At 63.8% G+C, this 16,736-nt stretch carries 18 protein-coding genes; 4 read left to right on the top strand and 14 right to left on the bottom strand.

The window, feature by feature from the left end; translation table 11 throughout:
- Window position 1 precedes the first annotated feature (1 nt).
- Window positions 2-376: a DUF4229 domain-containing protein gene (locus tag ONR57_RS05830; RefSeq protein ID WP_265122082.1), complete on the bottom strand. Its 375-nt coding sequence runs from the start codon at window positions 374-376 to the stop codon at window positions 2-4.
- A 156-nt stretch (window positions 377-532) separates the two neighbouring features.
- Between ONR57_RS05830 and ONR57_RS05825 the strand changes: the two genes are divergently transcribed.
- A complete protein-coding gene (locus tag ONR57_RS05825) occupies window positions 533-739 on the top strand; it encodes a BldC family transcriptional regulator (protein ID WP_265122081.1) in 207 nt (68 codons plus the stop codon).
- Window positions 740-841: 102 nt separating this feature from the next.
- Entirely contained in the window at window positions 842-1,057 is a 216-nt protein-coding gene (locus tag ONR57_RS05820) for a hypothetical protein (protein ID WP_265122080.1), read from the top strand.
- 127 nt (window positions 1,058-1,184) lie between these two features.
- Here the strand turns inward: ONR57_RS05820 and ONR57_RS05815 are convergent, their stop codons facing one another.
- The 8 genes from ONR57_RS05815 to ONR57_RS05780 form a co-directional block, all read right to left on the bottom strand.
- Entirely contained in the window at window positions 1,185-2,306 is a 1,122-nt protein-coding gene (locus tag ONR57_RS05815) for a MinD/ParA family protein (RefSeq protein ID WP_265122079.1), read from the bottom strand.
- A gap of 675 nt (window positions 2,307-2,981) precedes the next feature.
- Window positions 2,982-3,959 carry a c-type cytochrome biogenesis protein CcsB gene (gene ccsB, locus ONR57_RS05810; protein ID WP_265122078.1) on the bottom strand — a complete coding sequence of 326 codons (978 nt, stop codon included), beginning with the start codon at window positions 3,957-3,959 and terminating at the stop codon, window positions 2,982-2,984.
- Between the two features lie 27 nt (window positions 3,960-3,986).
- Complete coding sequence (locus ONR57_RS05805) at window positions 3,987-5,624, bottom strand: cytochrome c biogenesis protein ResB (protein ID WP_265122077.1); 1,638 nt, start codon at window positions 5,622-5,624, stop codon at window positions 3,987-3,989.
- Window positions 5,621-6,475, bottom strand: coding sequence for a cytochrome c biogenesis CcdA family protein (locus ONR57_RS05800; protein ID WP_265122076.1), 855 nt, complete (start codon window positions 6,473-6,475; stop codon window positions 5,621-5,623). Before ONR57_RS05800 ends, ONR57_RS05805 begins: the two co-directional genes overlap by 4 nt.
- 2 nt (window positions 6,476-6,477) lie before the next feature.
- Window positions 6,478-7,065: a TlpA disulfide reductase family protein gene (locus tag ONR57_RS05795; RefSeq protein ID WP_265122177.1), complete on the bottom strand. Its 588-nt coding sequence runs from the start codon at window positions 7,063-7,065 to the stop codon at window positions 6,478-6,480.
- A gap of 14 nt (window positions 7,066-7,079) precedes the next feature.
- The gene (locus ONR57_RS05790) at window positions 7,080-7,751 is read right to left on the bottom strand and encodes a histidine phosphatase family protein (RefSeq protein WP_265122075.1); all 672 of its coding nucleotides are present in this window, start codon (window positions 7,749-7,751) and stop codon (window positions 7,080-7,082) included.
- A 42-nt stretch (window positions 7,752-7,793) separates the two neighbouring features.
- Window positions 7,794-9,128, bottom strand: a complete 1,335-nt coding sequence (gene hemL / locus ONR57_RS05785) for a glutamate-1-semialdehyde 2,1-aminomutase (protein WP_265122074.1) — start codon at window positions 9,126-9,128, stop codon at window positions 7,794-7,796.
- A 59-nt stretch (window positions 9,129-9,187) separates the two neighbouring features.
- Window positions 9,188-9,433 (bottom strand): hypothetical protein, encoded by a 246-nt coding sequence (locus ONR57_RS05780; RefSeq protein ID WP_265122073.1) that lies wholly within the window; start codon window positions 9,431-9,433, stop codon window positions 9,188-9,190.
- A gap of 64 nt (window positions 9,434-9,497) precedes the next feature.
- Between ONR57_RS05780 and ONR57_RS05775 the strand changes: the two genes are divergently transcribed.
- Complete coding sequence (locus ONR57_RS05775) at window positions 9,498-11,426, top strand: acyl-CoA dehydrogenase (protein WP_265122072.1); 1,929 nt, start codon at window positions 9,498-9,500, stop codon at window positions 11,424-11,426.
- A 58-nt stretch (window positions 11,427-11,484) separates the two neighbouring features.
- On the opposite strand, the gene rlmB is transcribed toward ONR57_RS05775, so the two are convergent.
- From rlmB to ONR57_RS05750, 5 genes are read right to left on the bottom strand one after another with little or no spacing between them, the layout of a single operon-like run.
- On the bottom strand, window positions 11,485-12,456 hold the full coding sequence (gene rlmB / locus ONR57_RS05770; protein ID WP_265122071.1) for a 23S rRNA (guanosine(2251)-2'-O)-methyltransferase RlmB: 972 nt from the start codon (window positions 12,454-12,456) through the stop codon (window positions 11,485-11,487).
- 23 nt (window positions 12,457-12,479) lie between these two features.
- Window positions 12,480-13,886: a cysteine--tRNA ligase gene (cysS, locus tag ONR57_RS05765; RefSeq protein ID WP_265122070.1), complete on the bottom strand. Its 1,407-nt coding sequence runs from the start codon at window positions 13,884-13,886 to the stop codon at window positions 12,480-12,482.
- An 11-nt stretch (window positions 13,887-13,897) separates the two neighbouring features.
- Window positions 13,898-14,389 (bottom strand): 2-C-methyl-D-erythritol 2,4-cyclodiphosphate synthase, encoded by a 492-nt coding sequence (ispF, locus tag ONR57_RS05760; protein WP_265122068.1) that lies wholly within the window; start codon window positions 14,387-14,389, stop codon window positions 13,898-13,900.
- Window positions 14,390-14,426: 37 nt separating this feature from the next.
- Window positions 14,427-15,125, bottom strand: a complete 699-nt coding sequence (gene ispD / locus ONR57_RS05755; RefSeq protein ID WP_265122066.1) for a 2-C-methyl-D-erythritol 4-phosphate cytidylyltransferase — start codon at window positions 15,123-15,125, stop codon at window positions 14,427-14,429.
- Between the two features lie 24 nt (window positions 15,126-15,149).
- Entirely contained in the window at window positions 15,150-15,635 is a 486-nt protein-coding gene (locus ONR57_RS05750; RefSeq protein ID WP_265122065.1) for a CarD family transcriptional regulator, read from the bottom strand.
- 434 nt (window positions 15,636-16,069) lie between these two features.
- Here ONR57_RS05750 and ONR57_RS05745 point away from each other — a divergent pair, with 434 nt between their 5' ends.
- The gene (locus tag ONR57_RS05745) at window positions 16,070-16,705 is read left to right on the top strand and encodes a hypothetical protein (RefSeq protein ID WP_265122064.1); all 636 of its coding nucleotides are present in this window, start codon (window positions 16,070-16,072) and stop codon (window positions 16,703-16,705) included.
- The last annotated feature ends 31 nt before the right edge of the window (window positions 16,706-16,736 follow it).

Below are 16,736 nucleotides of genomic sequence, written 5' to 3'. Positions count from 1 at the left end.
TTCAGCGCTCGCCACGGGATCGCCCGGAGCGAAGCTTCGCTTCGAGTTCCGCACGATCACGCCGGCGCTGTTCATCGATCGCGGCGATCCCGCTGGTGATACGGAATCTCAGCGGACGGAACAGCACGATCGACAGCGGCATCGCGATGATCACCGCGAACAGGAGAGCAACGAGGAAGTAAACCTCAATACCGAACAGCAGCCCGATCCCGATGATCACCGCGGTCAGCGCGCCCGCGAGAACGATCCGCGCGAGGGTGAACAGAAGAACGTCACGCACCAGCCCTTTGCGGGTGTACTGGGTGGTCTCTGCTGCTTTTTCCGGCATATCGGCTGATTCGGGAGACGGGGAACGGCCCTGCGTCGATTCACTCACCCCACCAGGCTACCTAGTCGTGCTGCACCAGCGAGCGGGAGATATGCCCGCTTAGTCGCTTACCTCCCCTTTACCAACGTCACACCGTTCGAACACCTGGGGGTTTTGGTGTCAATATGGCTTTGTCCACGCGGTCACAAACCGAAGGAGCACTAAATGACAGCCATTGGATTCGATAACAATGAACGCCTTCTCACCCCGGGCCAGGTAGCTTCACTCTTCAGCGTCGACCCGAAAACGGTCTCCCGCTGGGCTCTCGCGGGCCGCCTCGGCTCGCTTCGCACACCTGGCGGGCACCGCCGATTCCGCGAATCAGAGGTCCGTGAGCTTCACGCACGCCTGACGTCCGAGGCGCACCACTAAAACTGACGGTGTGCGCGCGGCACTTCCTCTGAGGCAGGCCACCGGTGGGCTCCTGGCATGGAGCACATCATGGCAGCTACCCTCGTAATGAGGAGGTGCGTCGTGATTTACATTTTGGCGTTGATCGGACTGATTACGCTCGCAATTTTGATGTGGCGGGCTTTCGGCCCCTCTCTTCTAGGGCGTACCGACAACGTTCCGAGGTCCCTGGGCCCGGACGATGATCCCGATTTCTTGTGGCGGCTGGGGCGCGACGTACGCCGTCAGCGTCCCGAAACGCCCGGTGAAGGGAACGAAAACCAAAGCCCGGAGCGGTAGCATCTGGCGGATGCCGAGCCGACTGGGCAGAACGTAACGCGTGTGAGCACCTGCTCCCGCAACCGCGCAGCGGTCTAGCGGAGCGGTGCTCACACGCGTATTCGGGGTTGAACGAAGCCTGCAGCGACTATTGGGCGCCGAAACCGTCAGCCATCGTAGCGGCTAGCTCCATCAGCGCGAGTTGTGTTGCAGGGCGCAGCCGCTCCATATCAATCTCTGCCCCTTCCTCGAGGTGCGCGTCAAACGGAATCAGCTGCACCGCGCGGCTACGCCGCGCGAAATGCTCGATAACGCGATCCAAGTCCACTTTGCCTGCCCTCGGCCGCGCGGCGTTGACGACGGTGACCGACTTCGCCACAAGATCGCTGTACCCGTGCGCCTCTAGCCAGTCCATCGTCGCAGAGGCACTGCGTGCCCCATCGACCGACCCTGAGCTGACGATGACAAGCGCGTCAGCGCTCGTCAGCACCCCCGACATGGCGGAGTGCATGAGCCCCGTACCGCAGTCGGTGAGGACAAGGTTGTAGAAGCGCTCGAGCACGTCAAGCACACTTCTGTAATCGGCGGCGCTGAACGCTTCCGAGACCGCTGGGTCAGCATCTGAAGCGAGCACTTCAAGGCGGCTGCGGGCTTGCGAGGTGAACGCCCGCACATCGCTGTACCGCTGCACCCCAGCACCGCGCTGCAACAAGTCACGCACCGTCGAATCGGTGTCCAGCGGCAATTTGTTGCTCAGCGTGCCGCGGTCCGGGTTAGCGTCGACCGCTATCACCCGGTCACCGCGCAATGAGGCGAACGTCGAGCCGAGCGCCGCGGTCACAGTGGTCTTCCCAACCCCGCCTTTGAGCGAAAGCACCGCGATTTTGTGGCAACCGTACAGCGATGCGTTGATCTGCCCGGTAAGGGCGGCCAGGTGCGCCTCCTTCTTGCCGTCGCCGAGATTTACGGCGCCGCCCGTGCACGAGTACAGAGCCCTTCGCCAGCCGCGGCGCGGCGCGGCTTTCACCGGCTTCAGCAGCACGGAGCTTGAGAGGTCCCACGACGAAGGCGCACCGGCGTGCTCCGGGCGATGCACCCGAGGCAGTGCGGGCTTGGTGTCCTCGTCCACTCCGAGCGTCGGCCCGAGAACATCGCGGCTTACAGTGTCCGGGCTGAAAATATCCTGATTCTGGGCAGGCAAAGCCATCGCCACTCCCCCCTTGCAGCGCTTCGCGCAGCGGCGCTGCGCGGTCAGTGATACGTCGGCCATCCCCCGATTAGCCACATGCAGACTAGGACGATTACCGCAGATCGACACAAACCGGCGTCCTCGATGTCTCAAAATGTGGAACGAGACCGCCGGCCTCTAGGCCACCGAGGCCCCATATCTCCTCGAAAACCCGCGATCTCCGCAAGAAGCCCGCGATTGCCTTAGGAAACTAACTGAGGCAATCGCGGGTTTCTTGAGGAAATCTCTGCGGCTTCGGAGACAGACTGACGCCTCGACACACAATCTCCTGCGAGATCAATGCCAACTCGCAGCAACACACGGTGACGGCGATCCGCCGTGGCTTCTCACACGCGACCCCAGTTGGCGCGGGCGGGAACCAACGGCTGACCGGCGGTGAATCGATGTACCGGGTGGCGGTGCTGCAAAACGGATGCCGCAACAAAAGCGATGCATGCCCTGCCAATACCGTGGGCTGAGGCGCGAGACATTAGGAATGCCGTGCTGTGGATGGCTTCCGGCAAATAGGCGTAACGCTCCCAGTCGACGGTGGTGTTCAAGATCCCGCACGCCGCAGACTCCGGGCCTCTAGGCTACCGAGACCCCAACTTTCCTCGAAAACCCGCAATCTCCGCAAGAAACCCGCGATTGCCTTAGGAAATTAACTGAGGCAATCGCGGGTTTCTTGAGTAAATTTCTGCGGCTTCCCGATTCCGCTTAGTTCAGCCCGGCGTATGAGTGCAGCCCAGACACCACCATGTTGATGAAGAAGAGGTTGAACACCACCATCGCGAATCCAGTGACATTGATCCACGCGGCTTTGACATCCCGCCAGCCCGCGGTTGCCCGCGCGTGCAGGTAAGCGGCGTAAACAACCCAGGTGACGAAGGACATCGTCTCCTTGGGATCCCAGCCCCAGAATCGGCCCCACGCAGCTTCAGCCCATACGCCGCCGAGGATGACACCGAGGCCGAAAATGGGGAATGCGATGATCGTGACGCGGTACGCCAGCCGGTCCAGTGACTCGGCACCAGGCAGATGCTCGGCGATGCGGGCGATCAGACCGGAGCCTTCGGCTCCCGCTGGGTAGCGGATCCGCAGCAGGAACATCAGGCTCGCTACGCCGCCCACCAGGAAGAGGCCGCTGCCGATCACCGCGAGCGAAACGTGAATAGGCAGCCAGAACGACTGCAGCGCGGGCACCACCGGTGCGGCGTCAGCGTAAAGGACGGTGCCGCAGAGGAACACCAGCAGCACGACAGGCACGAGCACGAAGATCCACAGCGGCCGGTGCTCGGGTTTCCGGATAAACACCAGACCGCCCACGACCGCGACGAGCACCATCGCCGAGGTGAACTCGTACATGTTGCCGAGCGGGAACCGGTCGGTCGCTAGCCCGCGCAGCACGAGCGATGCGAGTTGGCTGACCGCTGCAACGACGATGAGCGCGTAGCCCATTCCGCCGAACTTCTCGTGCCAGGACCGCTCCACAACCTGGCCCGGCGCGGGCCCCACTCGCGGCACTCCGGCTGGGCTGGCTGACGCGCCCGCGCGCACCAGTTCGCGCTCCTGGCTTCGCTTCACCCGCGCGGATGCGTACTGGCCAGCGAACATCACCATGGCGAGCACGTACACAGCGAATGCAGTCTGGAAGGTCAGGTCGCTGTACCGCGCGAGCACTGGGTCGATGGCCATTGGGTCCATGAGTCTGAACTGCCTTTCCTACATGTCCGGGGCACGATGATCGGGCGATATGCGCCGGCATATTCGATCGAACTCGCTGCCCCAGCCGGCTTGGTCCGTGCGTGCCAAACCGCCAATCTCTACTACAGTACGTCGTTTGTCGCCTGCATCGGTACCCAGGTCCGGCGCGATGCGCACCCAGACGCGGCGCCGTTTCACCAGCAGCGAGACGAGCAATCCTAACGTCATCGCGATCGCAGAGACCAGCACCCAGCCTTGCGCAGGATCATGGGACACCTGCAGCGACGCCCACTTCTCCGCACCGTCGAAGCGTACTTCAGTTCCGTCGTCCAGTGTCGTGCTCTCGCCCGGGAACAGATTCACCCGTGCCTGCTGAACGAGACGATCTTGCTCGATCATGGACTGGTCGAGAGTGAAAATGTTCTGCGGCCTGCCGGCATCCAGCCCAACATCACCTTTGTAGACGTCAATTGCGACCGCCGGGTTCTGCATATCGGGGAACACCGAGGTCAGCAATTCGCCTTCGAAGAAGGCCGTTGGAGCGAATAATCCCTCAATTGCGATCTGATTTTGCCGCCGCTCCTCTTGAGTCGAGTAAAGGCCACCGGGCGGATCGAACCGCATCGCGCCGCTGCTCAGGAATGTGGTGGCATCCTCAGGCGCAAACTGCAACGTCTCGGTGCGTGTTTCCCCATTGGGGAAAGTGACGGTGAATGTCGGCGCGAAACCGTGCCCGATCAGGTAAAGCCTGTCACCTTCAACGCGCAGCGGGTCATTCACGCGCAGCGTGTACGGACGCCACTCGTTGGTCAGCAAGTCCTCGCCGGCCTGGTAATCGATGTTCGACGTGAACATCTCGGCCTGGCCGGTGGACAAGTAGTCCGCCCGGAAATCGTTTACCCGAACGCAGAATGGGGTCAGATCGGTGCCGTCGACACTGTGACCGGCTCTAAACGAGTCGTACACGGCTGGACTGCCGGTACAGAAGCCAGGGCCGCCGTTCGCGACGACGATGACCGAGCCTTCATACCCGAATACCCGCCCGATCGCGACCGCAGCCAGGATACCGACTAACGCGACGTGAAAGACGAGGTTTCCAGCTTCACGCAGATGCCCCTTCTCGGCGGAGACCTCGATGACATCACCGTCGCGGCGCACCGTGTGCCGCCAGCGCGAGAAGACGGGCAGCACTGTCGCTTCCGCATCGCGCGGCGCACCCGGAAGAGAGAAACGTTCATGATGCGGCAAGCGCCCAAGGTTACGGGGCACGCGCACGACCGGTGCCCGCATCTGCCGCCAGTGTTCGGCCGCCCGCGGGACGATGCAGCCAACGAGCGAGATAAAAAGCAGCGCATAGATCGCGGTGAACCAGAAGCTGCTGAACACGTCAAACATGCCCAGCCGGTCGAGGATGGGGCCGAGCGTGGGCCGGTCGGCGATGTACTCACGGACCGCCTGTGCGTTGAGACTGTTCTGCGGCAGCAGCGCCCCCGGGATTGCGCCCAGCGCCAGCAGAAACAGCAATGCGAGGGCCGTCCCCATACTGGTCAGGTTTCGCCAGCCCTTACGCACCAGCGCGATCGCCTTTGAAGGGGCGCCACGTGGCGCAGGCTGCTGCGGCGTCACCTGTTCGGTGAGGTCACGAGTACCGGTCATATCGGCAGCACCACGTCGCTGATAAACGCCTCTCTCATCCAGCTCACGAACAATTCCCATGCACCGGTTACCAGCGCAATTCCCACCAGAATCAGCATGACTCCGCCGAAGATCTTCACCGCGCGCCCATTGCGGCGCAACCATCCCACCCCGCGCAGCGCGGAAGCGGAGCCGAATGCGAGCAGAATGAACGGCAGCCCGAGCCCGAGGCAGTACGCGATGATCAGCACCACCCCGCGCGCCGCGGTGGTTCCTTCGGTGCCAGCTGCCAGGGAAATTACGCCAGCCAGCGTGGGGCCCAGACAGGGCGTCCATCCCAGCCCGAAGACACCGCCGAGCACCGGTGCGCCTGCCAGCGAGGTGAACCGGCGCGGCGCGAAGCGGGTATCGCGCTGCAGCAACGGAATGAAGCCGATGAACACGAGCCCCATCACGATTGTCACGACGCCGCCGACCCGCTGTAGCAGTTCGCGGTTGAGGCTCAGTGCGCTGATCATGCCGAAAACTGATGCTGTAGCCAGCACAAAGACAACGGTGAACCCACCAACAAACAGCGCCGCCGCACCGGCAACCCGCCATCGGGTACGGTCCTTGAGCTTCGTCATCGTCGCGGTGTGCGAGGCTGTTCCCTGCGCCGCATCAGGGGGGTCCACTCCGACCAGGCCCGCAAGGTACGAGATATAGCCGGGCACCAGCGGCACCACGCACGGTGACGCGAACGACACGAGACCGGCAAGCATGCACACAGCCAGCGCGAGCAGCAACGGTCCGTCGACCGCCGTGCTCTGGAATGTCGCACCGACGGACGACGCCAGGTAAGCGACGGAATCAGCGGAGGCGTGCAGCATCATTGTCACTGTTCCTGCGCTACCCGCTCTACGACTGGCTGCAGGTCCTCAACGAGCAAGTCGCGCAGGAACACTGCGGCGACGCGCTGTTCGCGGTCTAGCACAAACGTCATAGGCACCACACTGGTGGGCACACCTTGCATCGCGATCAGCGTGCGCATGGAGGGGTCGTACACGGACGGGAACGTCAAACCGAAGTCGACGACAAAGTCCTGGGCCTTCTGGATGTGCGGGTCGCGCACGTTGATGCCCAGCAACTGCACCCCAAGCTGCTCGGTGTCATCGTATACCTGCTGTAATTCCGGCATTTCCGTGCGGCACGGCGCGCACCACTGGCCCCACACGTTGATGACCACAACCTGGCCAGCGAAGTCAGCAAGTTCGATGGTCTCGTCGGGGTCCATCAGCGATGGGCCGGAGAGGGCGCCAATCTTTCCCCGCGATTCTGGCGGGTCGTAAAAGATCTCCGTCTGCCCCCCGGGCGAAACGAAGTTGAATGTCCCGCCCTGTACGACAGCATCGGTGCCAGCTGTTGCGCAGGAGGTGACGGTGAGGGCCGCGGCCGACATGATCGCGACAGCCGCGGTCCGCATTTTCGAACGAAACGTCATGCCCCAGTCACCGTTGGATCCGACTTGCCAGCCGGCTCGGAGTACACGATGTCGATCAACTCATCGCCCTCGTACACAAGCGAGGTGAGCGACGCGAGCGAGCATTGCCGTTTACGCGGGTCGTGCCACAAGCGCTGCCCGTGCAGGAATCGGCGAAGTGACCACACTGGCAACTGATGGCTGACACATACCGCCTCATGTCCCGCCGCGGCGGCTCGCGCGGTATTGACCGCCGCAAGCATTCGGTGCGCGATCTGCAAGTAGGGCTCACCCCACGACGGCGTGAACGGATCACGCAGCTTCCACCAGTGGCGTGGGCGCCGCAGCGCACCGTCGCCGACGGAAACCCGTAAGCCCTCGAATTCGTTCTCCGCCTCGACGAGATCTTCGTCGGTGTGAACTTCGAGGCCATGAGCCGAGGCGATCGGAGCAGCGGTCTGCTGAGCGCGCAGCAGCGGTGACGCCACCACATGGGTGATGTCGTGCTCCGACAATGCGAGCGCGACCGTCCGCGCCTGGGCTTGGCCCGTGTCCGACAGTTTGAAGCCGGGCAGTCTGCCGTACAGGATGCCGGTGGGGTTGTGCACCTCACCATGTCGCAGCAGGTGCACGATCGTGCGGGTCGTGCCCGGGCGCTGCTGGCCCGACTGCTCGTAGAGGTCCGTCACGTCTCACACTCCTCGTAAGGATGTTCTTTCAGCTGCGCAGGCTCATGCCCTGGCTGGTTCGGGTGGTGATGCCTCTGCCGCTGCACGCACAGCCGCCGGCACCGCGTCCGCGATTACCGCGAACGCCTCGTCGTCAAGAGCTGCCGAGACGAACCACGCCTCGAACGCGCTCGGTGGCGCGTACACCCCTCGCTCGAGCAGAGCGTGGAAGAACGCTGAGTACCGCCATGTCTCGCAGGCCTTGGCCTGTGCATAGTTTTGCACGGGCTCGCCAGTGAAGAACACGCTCACCATCGTGCCTGCTGATTGCACGCGATGTGAAATCCCGGCACCGCGGAAACTGTCCGCAAGCAGGTCCCGCAGCTCGGCGTGATTCTTCCGCAGCGCCGTGTACACGTCCGGGGTCGCGTGCTGCAGCGTTGCGAGTCCGGCAGCAACGGCGACCGGATTACCCGAAAGGGTACCGGCCTGATACACGGGCCCCGCCGGCGCCAGATATCCCATGACGTCCGCGCGCCCGCCGAACGCGGCAGCCGGGAGACCACCGCTCATAACTTTCCCGAACGTGTACAGATCCCCAGCGACGCCTTCGACGCCGTACCAGCCCGCATCGCTGATACGGAATCCTGTCATGACCTCGTCCATGATGAGCAAGGCGCCGTTTTCGTGGCATACCTGCTGCAACCCGGCGTTGAAGCCCGGCAGCGGCGCCACCGCGCCCATGTTGCCGGCGGCTGCCTCGGTGATGACAGCGGCGATCTCGCCCGGGTGTTCAGCGAACGCGCGCTGCACCGCACCGAGATCGTTGTACGGAAGTACCAAAGTGTCGCTTGCCTGCGCGCCGGTGACCCCCGGAGACGTGGGCAGGCCAAACGTGGCTACGCCGGATCCCGCGTCCGCGAGAAGCGCGTCAACGTGGCCGTGGTAGCAGCCGGCGAATTTGATGATCTTGGTACGGCCGGTGAAACCGCGCGCCAGCCGGACCGCGCTCATTGTGGCTTCTGTGCCGGAATTCACAAGCCGTACCTGCTCCACCGGAGCGACACGGCGGACGATTTCTTCGGCCAGCTCAACTTCAGATTCGGTCGGAGCCCCGAACGACAGGCCTTTCACAGCTGCTTCCCGGACCGCCTCTACGACCGCCGGATGGGCATGCCCCAGAATCATGGGGCCCCACGAGCAGACCAAATCGACGTAACGGTTGCCGTCTTCGTCAAAAAGCCAGCAGCCACGAGCTTCACGGATGAACCGGGGCACTCCCCCGACCGCGCCAAACGCGCGCACTGGCGAGTTAACGCCACCTGGAATGACGGCCGATGCTCTCTCGAAGAGCCTGGCTGACTGCTGCACACCTGAATGCCCGGCGGGAGATTTCACGGCCTCTAGTGTTCCAGTCCGGCAGCGTTCCGTCGACGACGGGGTGTAGTAACCGCCTTTTACCGGTCGTCTTCCTCGTCCATGCGCAGGATGGCCTGCTTTTCGATGAATTCGATCTCGTCGATCTCACCTGCTGCGAACCGGCGCCGCAGTTCCTCCTCCGCCGGGCTGCGTTCACGCCGCGGCGGCGGGGGTGGCGGTGGCAGTGCCTCGCGGGGCGGCGCCGCCTCCAGCACGCGCGCAATGATCACCAGGATCATGACGAGCGCAGCCACCGCCACAACGCCAAGCAGCATCGTCATCATGCCTCCATGATGGCCCCGCAGTAAGCGCCTGCCAACATCAACAGGTGCGGCTATCGTCGGAATCATGACGAAGACGACCGCGGAACACCTTCGTGACGCACTCGACGGGCCATGGAAAGACATGCGCAACCAATGCCGGGATTATCTCGCGTCCGATGAGTTCGCCACCGATCCGGGACTTGATATGAAGGCCGCGCGGGCACGAACCCTCGATCAGATGCGCGCTCTCGTCGAAACCGGGTATCCGGACCACGGATTCCGCAGGGAGAACGGTGGCACCGGTGACGCTGGTGCCGCCGTCGCGGGGTTCGAGATGCTGGCACAAGCCGATTTGTCGCTTACCGTGAAGGCAGGCGTGCAATGGGGCCTCTTCGGCGGTGCGATCGAGAACCTCGGCACCAAGCCGCATCACGACAAGTACATCCGGCCACTGATGAAGCTGGACCTCCTCGGGTGTTTCGCGATGACCGAATCCGGGCACGGCAGCGACGTCCAGCACATTGAGACCACGGCAACGTATGACGCGGACACGGGCGAGTTCATCATCCATACCCCCACTCCGTCTGCCCGCAAGGACTACATCGGCGGGGCTGCGGAGCACGCGACCGTGGCCGCAGTGTTCGCTCAACTCGTCACCCAAGATGAAAGCCACGGTGTGCACTGCTTTGTGGTGCCGATACGTGACGAGAACGGTGGCGACCTTCCCGGGGTCACGACGTCTGATTGTGGACACAAAGGTGGCCTCATCGGAGTCGACAACGGCCGCATCGTGTTCGACAACGTGCGCATCCCGCGTGAGAACCTTCTCAATCGCTACGCAAATGTCGAGGAGGACGGCACCTACAGCTCAGAAATCGAAAACGACAGCCGCCGCTTCTTCACGACTTTGGGAACCCTCGTACGCGGACGGGTAAGCGTCGGCGGCGGTGCGGCGTCCGCAGCACGGCTCGCGCTGACGATCGCGACCCGTTACGCACTCAAACGACGGCAGTTCCGCCCGTCGCCGGGTGAACCCGAAACGGTGCTGCTCGACTACCGGATGCACCAGCGCCGGCTGCTCCCCCTCATCGCGAAGTCTTACGCATACGCGTTCGCGCAGAACGACCTCACCCGGAAGATGCACCTTATCCAGACCGGGCAGAACACGGACCCGCAGGGGCAGCGCGCTCTAGAAAAGCGCGCGGCTGGCCTCAAAGCGGCGCAAACCTGGCACGCGACCCGCACCATTCAGGAGTGCCGGGAGGCATGCGGCGGTGCCGGTTACCTCTCGGAAAATCGCCTCGTAACACTTAAAGCCGACACCGACGTGTTCACCACATTCGAAGGTGACAACGTCGTCCTCACTCAGCTGGTCGCAAAGGAACTCCTCACGGCGTACGCCGATGAAGTGCGCGACTACGACGCGCTCGATTGGGTTCGTTTCGCCGCAACAATGGCTCGTGACGTCGTGCGCCAGCGCTCCGGGGTGCGGCAGATGATCCAGACCCTGATGGACCGCAGCAACGAGACCGTCGAGGAAGGCGACCTGTCAAAACGCGCGGTCCAGCTGCAACTCCTCGCGGACCGCGAGGACTACCTCGTCCGGACTGCCGCGCAGCGCCTGCGCAACGGCACCAAGGAACTGGGCACACCGTTCAAAGCGTTCAACAACGCGCAGGATCACATCCTCGAGGCGGGCAGCGCCCACATCGATCGGCTAGTCCTCGAATCGTTCATCGAGGGGCTGGATCTCATCCACGATGAGGAATCGCGCTCGATTGCTGAACTCGTGTGTGATCTTTTCGCTTTCACCACGCTGGAAGAGCATCGTGACTGGTACATCATGCACCGGTTTCTCTCGGTGGAACGCGGCAAAGCGGTGCGCCGCGGCGTGAACGAACTAGTGGAAAAGCTACGTCCACATGCCCAGACCCTGGTGGATGCATTCGGCGTACCCGACGCGATGCTGCGCGCGGAGATGCTGGACGACGCGAGCGTCTACGCGCGGGAATAGCCCGCCAGTTCCGTACCTGGGTGGGTCGCCGCTCGACCCACCCAGGGCTTATACCGATTTAGCCGGCAACTCGGCGCTGCCGCGCGATCTCCGCGAGGACGACGCCTGCGGCCACAGACGCGTTGAGGGACTCCACGTCTCCTGCCATCGGCACGTTCACGATGACGTCGCAGTTCTCGTGCACCAACCGCGACAAACCCTTGCCTTCAGAACCCACCACGATCACCAGCGGAACATCAGTGGTGGTGAAGTTATCGAGTGACACCGCGCCCTCGGAGTCGAGACCAGCGATGAAGTAACCGTTCTCGGCGAATGACTTGAGTGTGCGCGTCAGATTCGTTGCCCTGGCGACCGGGACTCGCGCGGCAGCCCCCGCACTGGTACGCCACGCGACTGCGGTGACACTGGCGGACCTGCGCTCTGGGATCAGGACGCCGTTGCCGCCAAACGCAGCGGTCGAGCGGATCACCGCGCCGAGATTGCGCGGATCGGTGATGTTGTCGAGCGCGACAACGAGACCCGGCTGTTCGTCATCACGGCCCGCCGCAATCAGATCGTCGGGGTGTGCGTACTGGAACGGCGGAACTTGCAGCGCAATGCCCTGGTGAAGACCGTTCGTGGTCATTTTGTCGAGATCGGAGCGAGGCACTTCGAGTATTGAAATACCGCGCTCACCCGCGTGGTGCACAGCTTCGGTCACGCGCTCGTCCGGCTCAGCCCCGACTGCCAGGTAAAGCGCGGTGGCCGGCACTCCGGCACGCAGGCACTCAACGACAGGGTTGCGGCCAAGCACAAGCTCCGGACCTTCAGCACCGCGCTTGCGCGCGGTATCCGATTGGAGCCTCGCCTGCTTCGCTTTCGCGGCTGCCGCGGCACGGCGTGCTGCGGGATGCCCGACCCGCATTTCCGCGGGCGGTGTCGCACCCCTTCCTTCTAACCCCCTGCGGCGCTTGCCACCTGAACCCTTCGTTGCGCCCTTCTTCGTTCCGGCTTTGCGCACCGCACCGCGCCGTTGCGAATTCCCCGCCATGCGTTCTCCATTCCGCTGACTGGCTAGCGATCAGTCTTAAGCGACCACTCCGGGCCAGCTGGGGTGTCGGTAATGTCAATTCCCACGGCCGCGAGCCGGTCCCTGATCTCGTCGGCTGCCGCCCAGTCGCGGCTCGCGCGCGCCTGCTGGCGCCGCTCAAGTTCGGCCCGAACAAGCACGTCCAGCGCATACCGGGCCGACTCATCTTCGGTCTGCCCGATTTCGCGCCAGTGCTCATCAAGCGGGTCGACCCCGAGGATACCCAGCATGGCGCGCACGTCGCCGGCCAGTGCGCGAGCACGTTCGCCGTCCCCGCTTTCGAGTGCGGTGTTGGCTGCACTGATCGTGTGGTGGATTTCGGCGAGGGCAGCCGGGACGCCAAGGTCGTCCGCGAGGGCAGCCGCGAAGGCGTCCGTCCAGCTCCCTTCGGCGACATCGCCCGCGCGGCGCTGCACTCGTTCGAAGAACGCCTCGATCCGTCGGTACGCCGCGGCCGCCTCTTGCAGTGCGTTCTCTGAGTACTCAAGCATCGAGCGGTAGTGCGCGCTGCCCAGGTAGTACCGGAGCTCTTGCGGCCGCACCCGCTTCAGTACCGCCGGAATCGACAGGGTGTTCCCGAGGGATTTCGACATTTTTTCACCGCCGAGGGTAACCCACCCGTTGTGCAGCCAGTACTGGGCGAAGCCGTCTCCGGCGGCCCGGCTCTGCGCGATCTCGTTCTCGTGATGCGGGAATACGAGATCCAGTCCGCCGCAGTGAATGTCGAATTGGGGACCGAGATACGCCGACGCCATCGCGGAGCACTCAAGATGCCACCCGGGACGGCCCGGGCCCCACGGTGTCGGCCATGACGGCTCACCGGGTTTAGCGGCCTTCCACAACGTAAAATCACGCGGATCGCGTTTGTAATGCCCGGCGCCTTCGCCCTGGTGGACGTCATCGAGCTTGTGCCCGGAAAGCGCCCCGTAGTCGGCAAAACTGCGGACGTCGAAATACACGTCCCCACCAGCTGGGTAGGCGTGGCCACGCGCTATCAGCCGCTCGATCATCTCGACCATCTGTGTGATGTGCCCTGTCGCACGGGGGGACGCAGACGGGGGCAGCACCCCAAGCTTGTCGTAGGCGCGCTCGAACGATCGTTCGTAGGTCGCCGCCCACTCCCACCAGGGCCTGCCCGCTTCCGCGGCCTTGTTCAAGATCTTGTCGTCGATGTCGGTGACGTTGCGGATGAAGCGCACGTCATAACCCTGCGCCGTTAGCCAGCGCCGAAGCACGTCGAAGGCAACACCGCTGCGCACGTGCCCGATGTGTGGTTCGCCCTGCACTGTGGCACCGCACAGGTACACCGAGACCTCGCCCGGGACGAGCGGCGCGAAATCGCGCAGGGTTCGGGATTCAGTATCGAAGAGCCTCAGGGTCGGCGGAGTCACAGCGGGAAATCCTACTTGGTCGGGGGCTGTGGTTCGCAATCTCCAGTGCGGACGAGTGCGGTGGCGACCGCGGCGATTCCCTCGCCGCGCCCGGTGAGGCCCAACCCGTCCGTGGTAGTTGCGGAGACCGAAACGGGTGCGCCGAGCAGTCCGGAAAGAACGGTCTGCGCTTCAAGGCGACGGGGCCCGATCTTTGGCCGATTCCCGATCACCTGTACAGCCGCGTTGCCAATGGACATCCCTGCCTCCGAGATAAGCCGGCGCACTTCAGTGAGGAGTTGCGCTCCGCTCGCACCGGTCCACTCAGGCCGTCCGGTCCCGAAGACTGCGCCGAGATCCCCGAGCCCCGCAGCCGACAGCAGCGCGTCACACAACGCGTGTGCGGCGACGTCACCATCGGAATGGCCGGCACAGCCAGCTTCACCCTCGAACAGCAGGCCCGCCACCCAGCATGGACGGCCCGGCTCAATGGGGTGGACGTCGGTGCCAATCCCAACACGCATGGGGCAGAGCCCTCCTTTGCACAGTCACTCGCGGGTGTTAGCGAACATTCGCCCCGCGGCTAGCGACGATGGCTTCCGCGAGCGCCAGGTCAAGCGGTGTGGTGATCTTGAATGCATACGGATCGCCCTGCACAGTGGCCACAGGGACGCCCGCGCGCTCCATCAGCATCGCGTCGTCAGTGACAGCACGTGCCTCGTCGACCGACTCTCGATGAGCATCTGCAAGGAGCCGGAAATCGAATCCCTGCGGGGTTTGAATCGCCCGAAGTGCCGACCTGTCGGGGGTGCCAGTGACCACACCATGGTCGTCAACCGTCTTGATCGTGTCGACCACCGGGAGTGCGGGCACGACCGCTGGCGCACCATTCCAGACCGCGGCGGCAACACTGCGAATCAGGCTCGGCGGAGTCAGGCAGCGCGCTGCGTCGTGAACCAGCACAAAGCGGGGCGTGCCCGCAGCTGCGAGACCGGCTCGCACGGAGTCCGAGCGCTCGGCGCCGCCAGCCACCACGGTTACGTGGGGCCCAGCGATCTCTCGCGCACGAGTGAGCAGGTCCGCGCCACAGATCACGACGATCTTCCCGACTGCTCCCGACTCACGAAGCCCATCGATCGCCCACGACAAAAGCGGGCGCCCCGCCAAGGAAACAAATGCCTTGGGGAGCGCCCCACCAAGCCGTATACCTAGCCCTGCTGCAGGAACAAGCCCCACAGTCTCCGCTGAGGTTTCGGACACGAAGTTGGTCAGTTCAGAAAGCGGTCAGGAGGCGACGAGTACCTCATCGAGGAGGGTCTCCGCCTTAACGTCATCAGTGCCTTCAGCAAGTGCGAGCTCACCGACGAGGATCTGGCGCGCCTTCGCTAGCATGCGCTTCTCACCGGCGGAAAGACCGCGATCCTGATCGCGGCGCCACAGATCCCGGACCACTTCCGCGACCTTGTTGACATCACCAGAGGCGAGCTTCTCGAGATTCGCCTTGTAGCGGCGTGACCAGTTGGTCGGCTCCTCGGTATGCGGCGCACGCAGGACCTGGAAGACCTTGTCGAGCCCCTCCTGGCCAACCACGTCACGAACGCCGACATATTCTGCGTTGGCGGCGGGAACACGCACCGTAAGATCGCCCTGCGCGACCTTTAGTACGAGATACTCCTTCTGCTCACCCCGAATGGTTCGGGTTTCAATAGCTTCGATCGTGGCTGCACCGTGATGGGGATAAACAACGGTGTCTCCGACCCTGAAATTCATATGTCCCGTACCCCTTTCGATGTGTCTATGCTAACACGCGCCGGCCCATTACGGATGGCGTCGTTGCAGGTCAGCGACTTCCATGCCGCTGACCTGCGCTCATTGCTGCAAGCAGCTGCAAACATCACACCGCGATCTTGGGAATCCAGCGGGTGCGCGGCGCCTCCCATACGCCCGGTACGCCCCGACCGGCGCGCACCCCCGCAACCAGCCGCTACGTTGCACGGCAACAGGGATCCCAGAGGGTAAGGTATCGGCCTCCCCTGGGCGTGCTGCCCGGTGCCCGACACAGGTGCGGGCAGGCAAATCGGGACCCTCTGTGCGCTGCCGCCAGGCGCGCCTACTACGCTGCCTAGTGAAGTAGCGTCCGCTGCGGGTCCACCGCAGGCCGGACGCCGCTCTCCTCGACACCTGAAGCCCGGGAGGACTGAACCGTGACGTCGTCTACCGACCAGCTGGGCACTGCATTCGGCGAGCCCCGCCCGCGTTCCCGCACTCGCGCCACACGGCTCGCAACAGCGTTCGCGGCGCTCGGCGCCGGGACAGCCCTGGCGCTAACCGGCTGCGGTGCTGGTCAAGTGACCCAAACTGGCGTCACGACACCCACGATCACGGGCACCAACGTCGACTTCGGCTCGCTACTCATCCGCAACGCACACATCGCGTACGACGATCCCGATCAGTACCCGATCGACCCCGCGGCGGAAGGGCAGCTCGTATTCACGATCGTCAATATCAACCCCGAGGTTGCCGACACGCTCGTCAGCATTGAATCCGAAGACGCAGAGGTGTCGATCGACGGCGACGACACGACCATCCCAGCTGGCGGGGTGCTGCGCGCGGGCACTCCCGTGAAGCAGCTCACCCCTGAAGAGGATGCGGCAGCGACGTTCGGGACTCCCGCCACCGAAATCACGGTCAACGTGACCGACATGGGGCCGAATGTCCGCCCCGGTATCGGCACACCGTTCACTTTCATCTTCGAGGAAGCCGGCGAAGTCCAGGTCGACGTCACGATCGAACCCGGCGCGGCAGCGAAGCGGACGTACGTCCCTAGCGACGACCACTGAGTACCGCCCGCGGCCTGCGTGGCTGACATTT

The sequence above is a fragment of the Hoyosella sp. YIM 151337 genome (assembly GCF_026041215.1).
Lineage (GTDB): Bacteria > Actinomycetota > Actinomycetes > Mycobacteriales > Mycobacteriaceae > Hoyosella.
Note: the sequence above shows the minus strand (reverse complement) of the source record. Positions and strands in the feature narration are given on the sequence as shown.

Coding starts and splice junctions, on each gene's coding strand:
- ONR57_RS05815 (WP_265122079.1), bottom strand. CDS start 2,306: ATGGCCGACGTATCACTGACCGCGCAGCGCCGCTGCGCGAAGCGCTGC.
- ONR57_RS05775 (WP_265122072.1), top strand. CDS start 9,498: ATGACGAAGACGACCGCGGAACACCTTCGTGACGCACTCGACGGGCCA.
- ONR57_RS05800 (WP_265122076.1), bottom strand. CDS start 6,475: ATGATGCTGCACGCCTCCGCTGATTCCGTCGCTTACCTGGCGTCGTCC.
- ONR57_RS05825 (WP_265122081.1), top strand. CDS start 533: ATGACAGCCATTGGATTCGATAACAATGAACGCCTTCTCACCCCGGGC.
- ONR57_RS05805 (WP_265122077.1), bottom strand. CDS start 5,624: ATGACCGGTACTCGTGACCTCACCGAACAGGTGACGCCGCAGCAGCCT.
- ONR57_RS05780 (WP_265122073.1), bottom strand. CDS start 9,433: ATGATGACGATGCTGCTTGGCGTTGTGGCGGTGGCTGCGCTCGTCATG.
- ispF (WP_265122068.1), bottom strand. CDS start 14,389: ATGCGTGTTGGGATTGGCACCGACGTCCACCCCATTGAGCCGGGCCGT.
- ccsB (WP_265122078.1), bottom strand. CDS start 3,959: ATGGCCATCGACCCAGTGCTCGCGCGGTACAGCGACCTGACCTTCCAG.
- ONR57_RS05750 (WP_265122065.1), bottom strand. CDS start 15,635: ATGAATTTCAGGGTCGGAGACACCGTTGTTTATCCCCATCACGGTGCA.
- ONR57_RS05795 (WP_265122177.1), bottom strand. CDS start 7,065: ATGCGGACCGCGGCTGTCGCGATCATGTCGGCCGCGGCCCTCACCGTC.
- rlmB (WP_265122071.1), bottom strand. CDS start 12,456: ATGGCGGGGAATTCGCAACGGCGCGGTGCGGTGCGCAAAGCCGGAACG.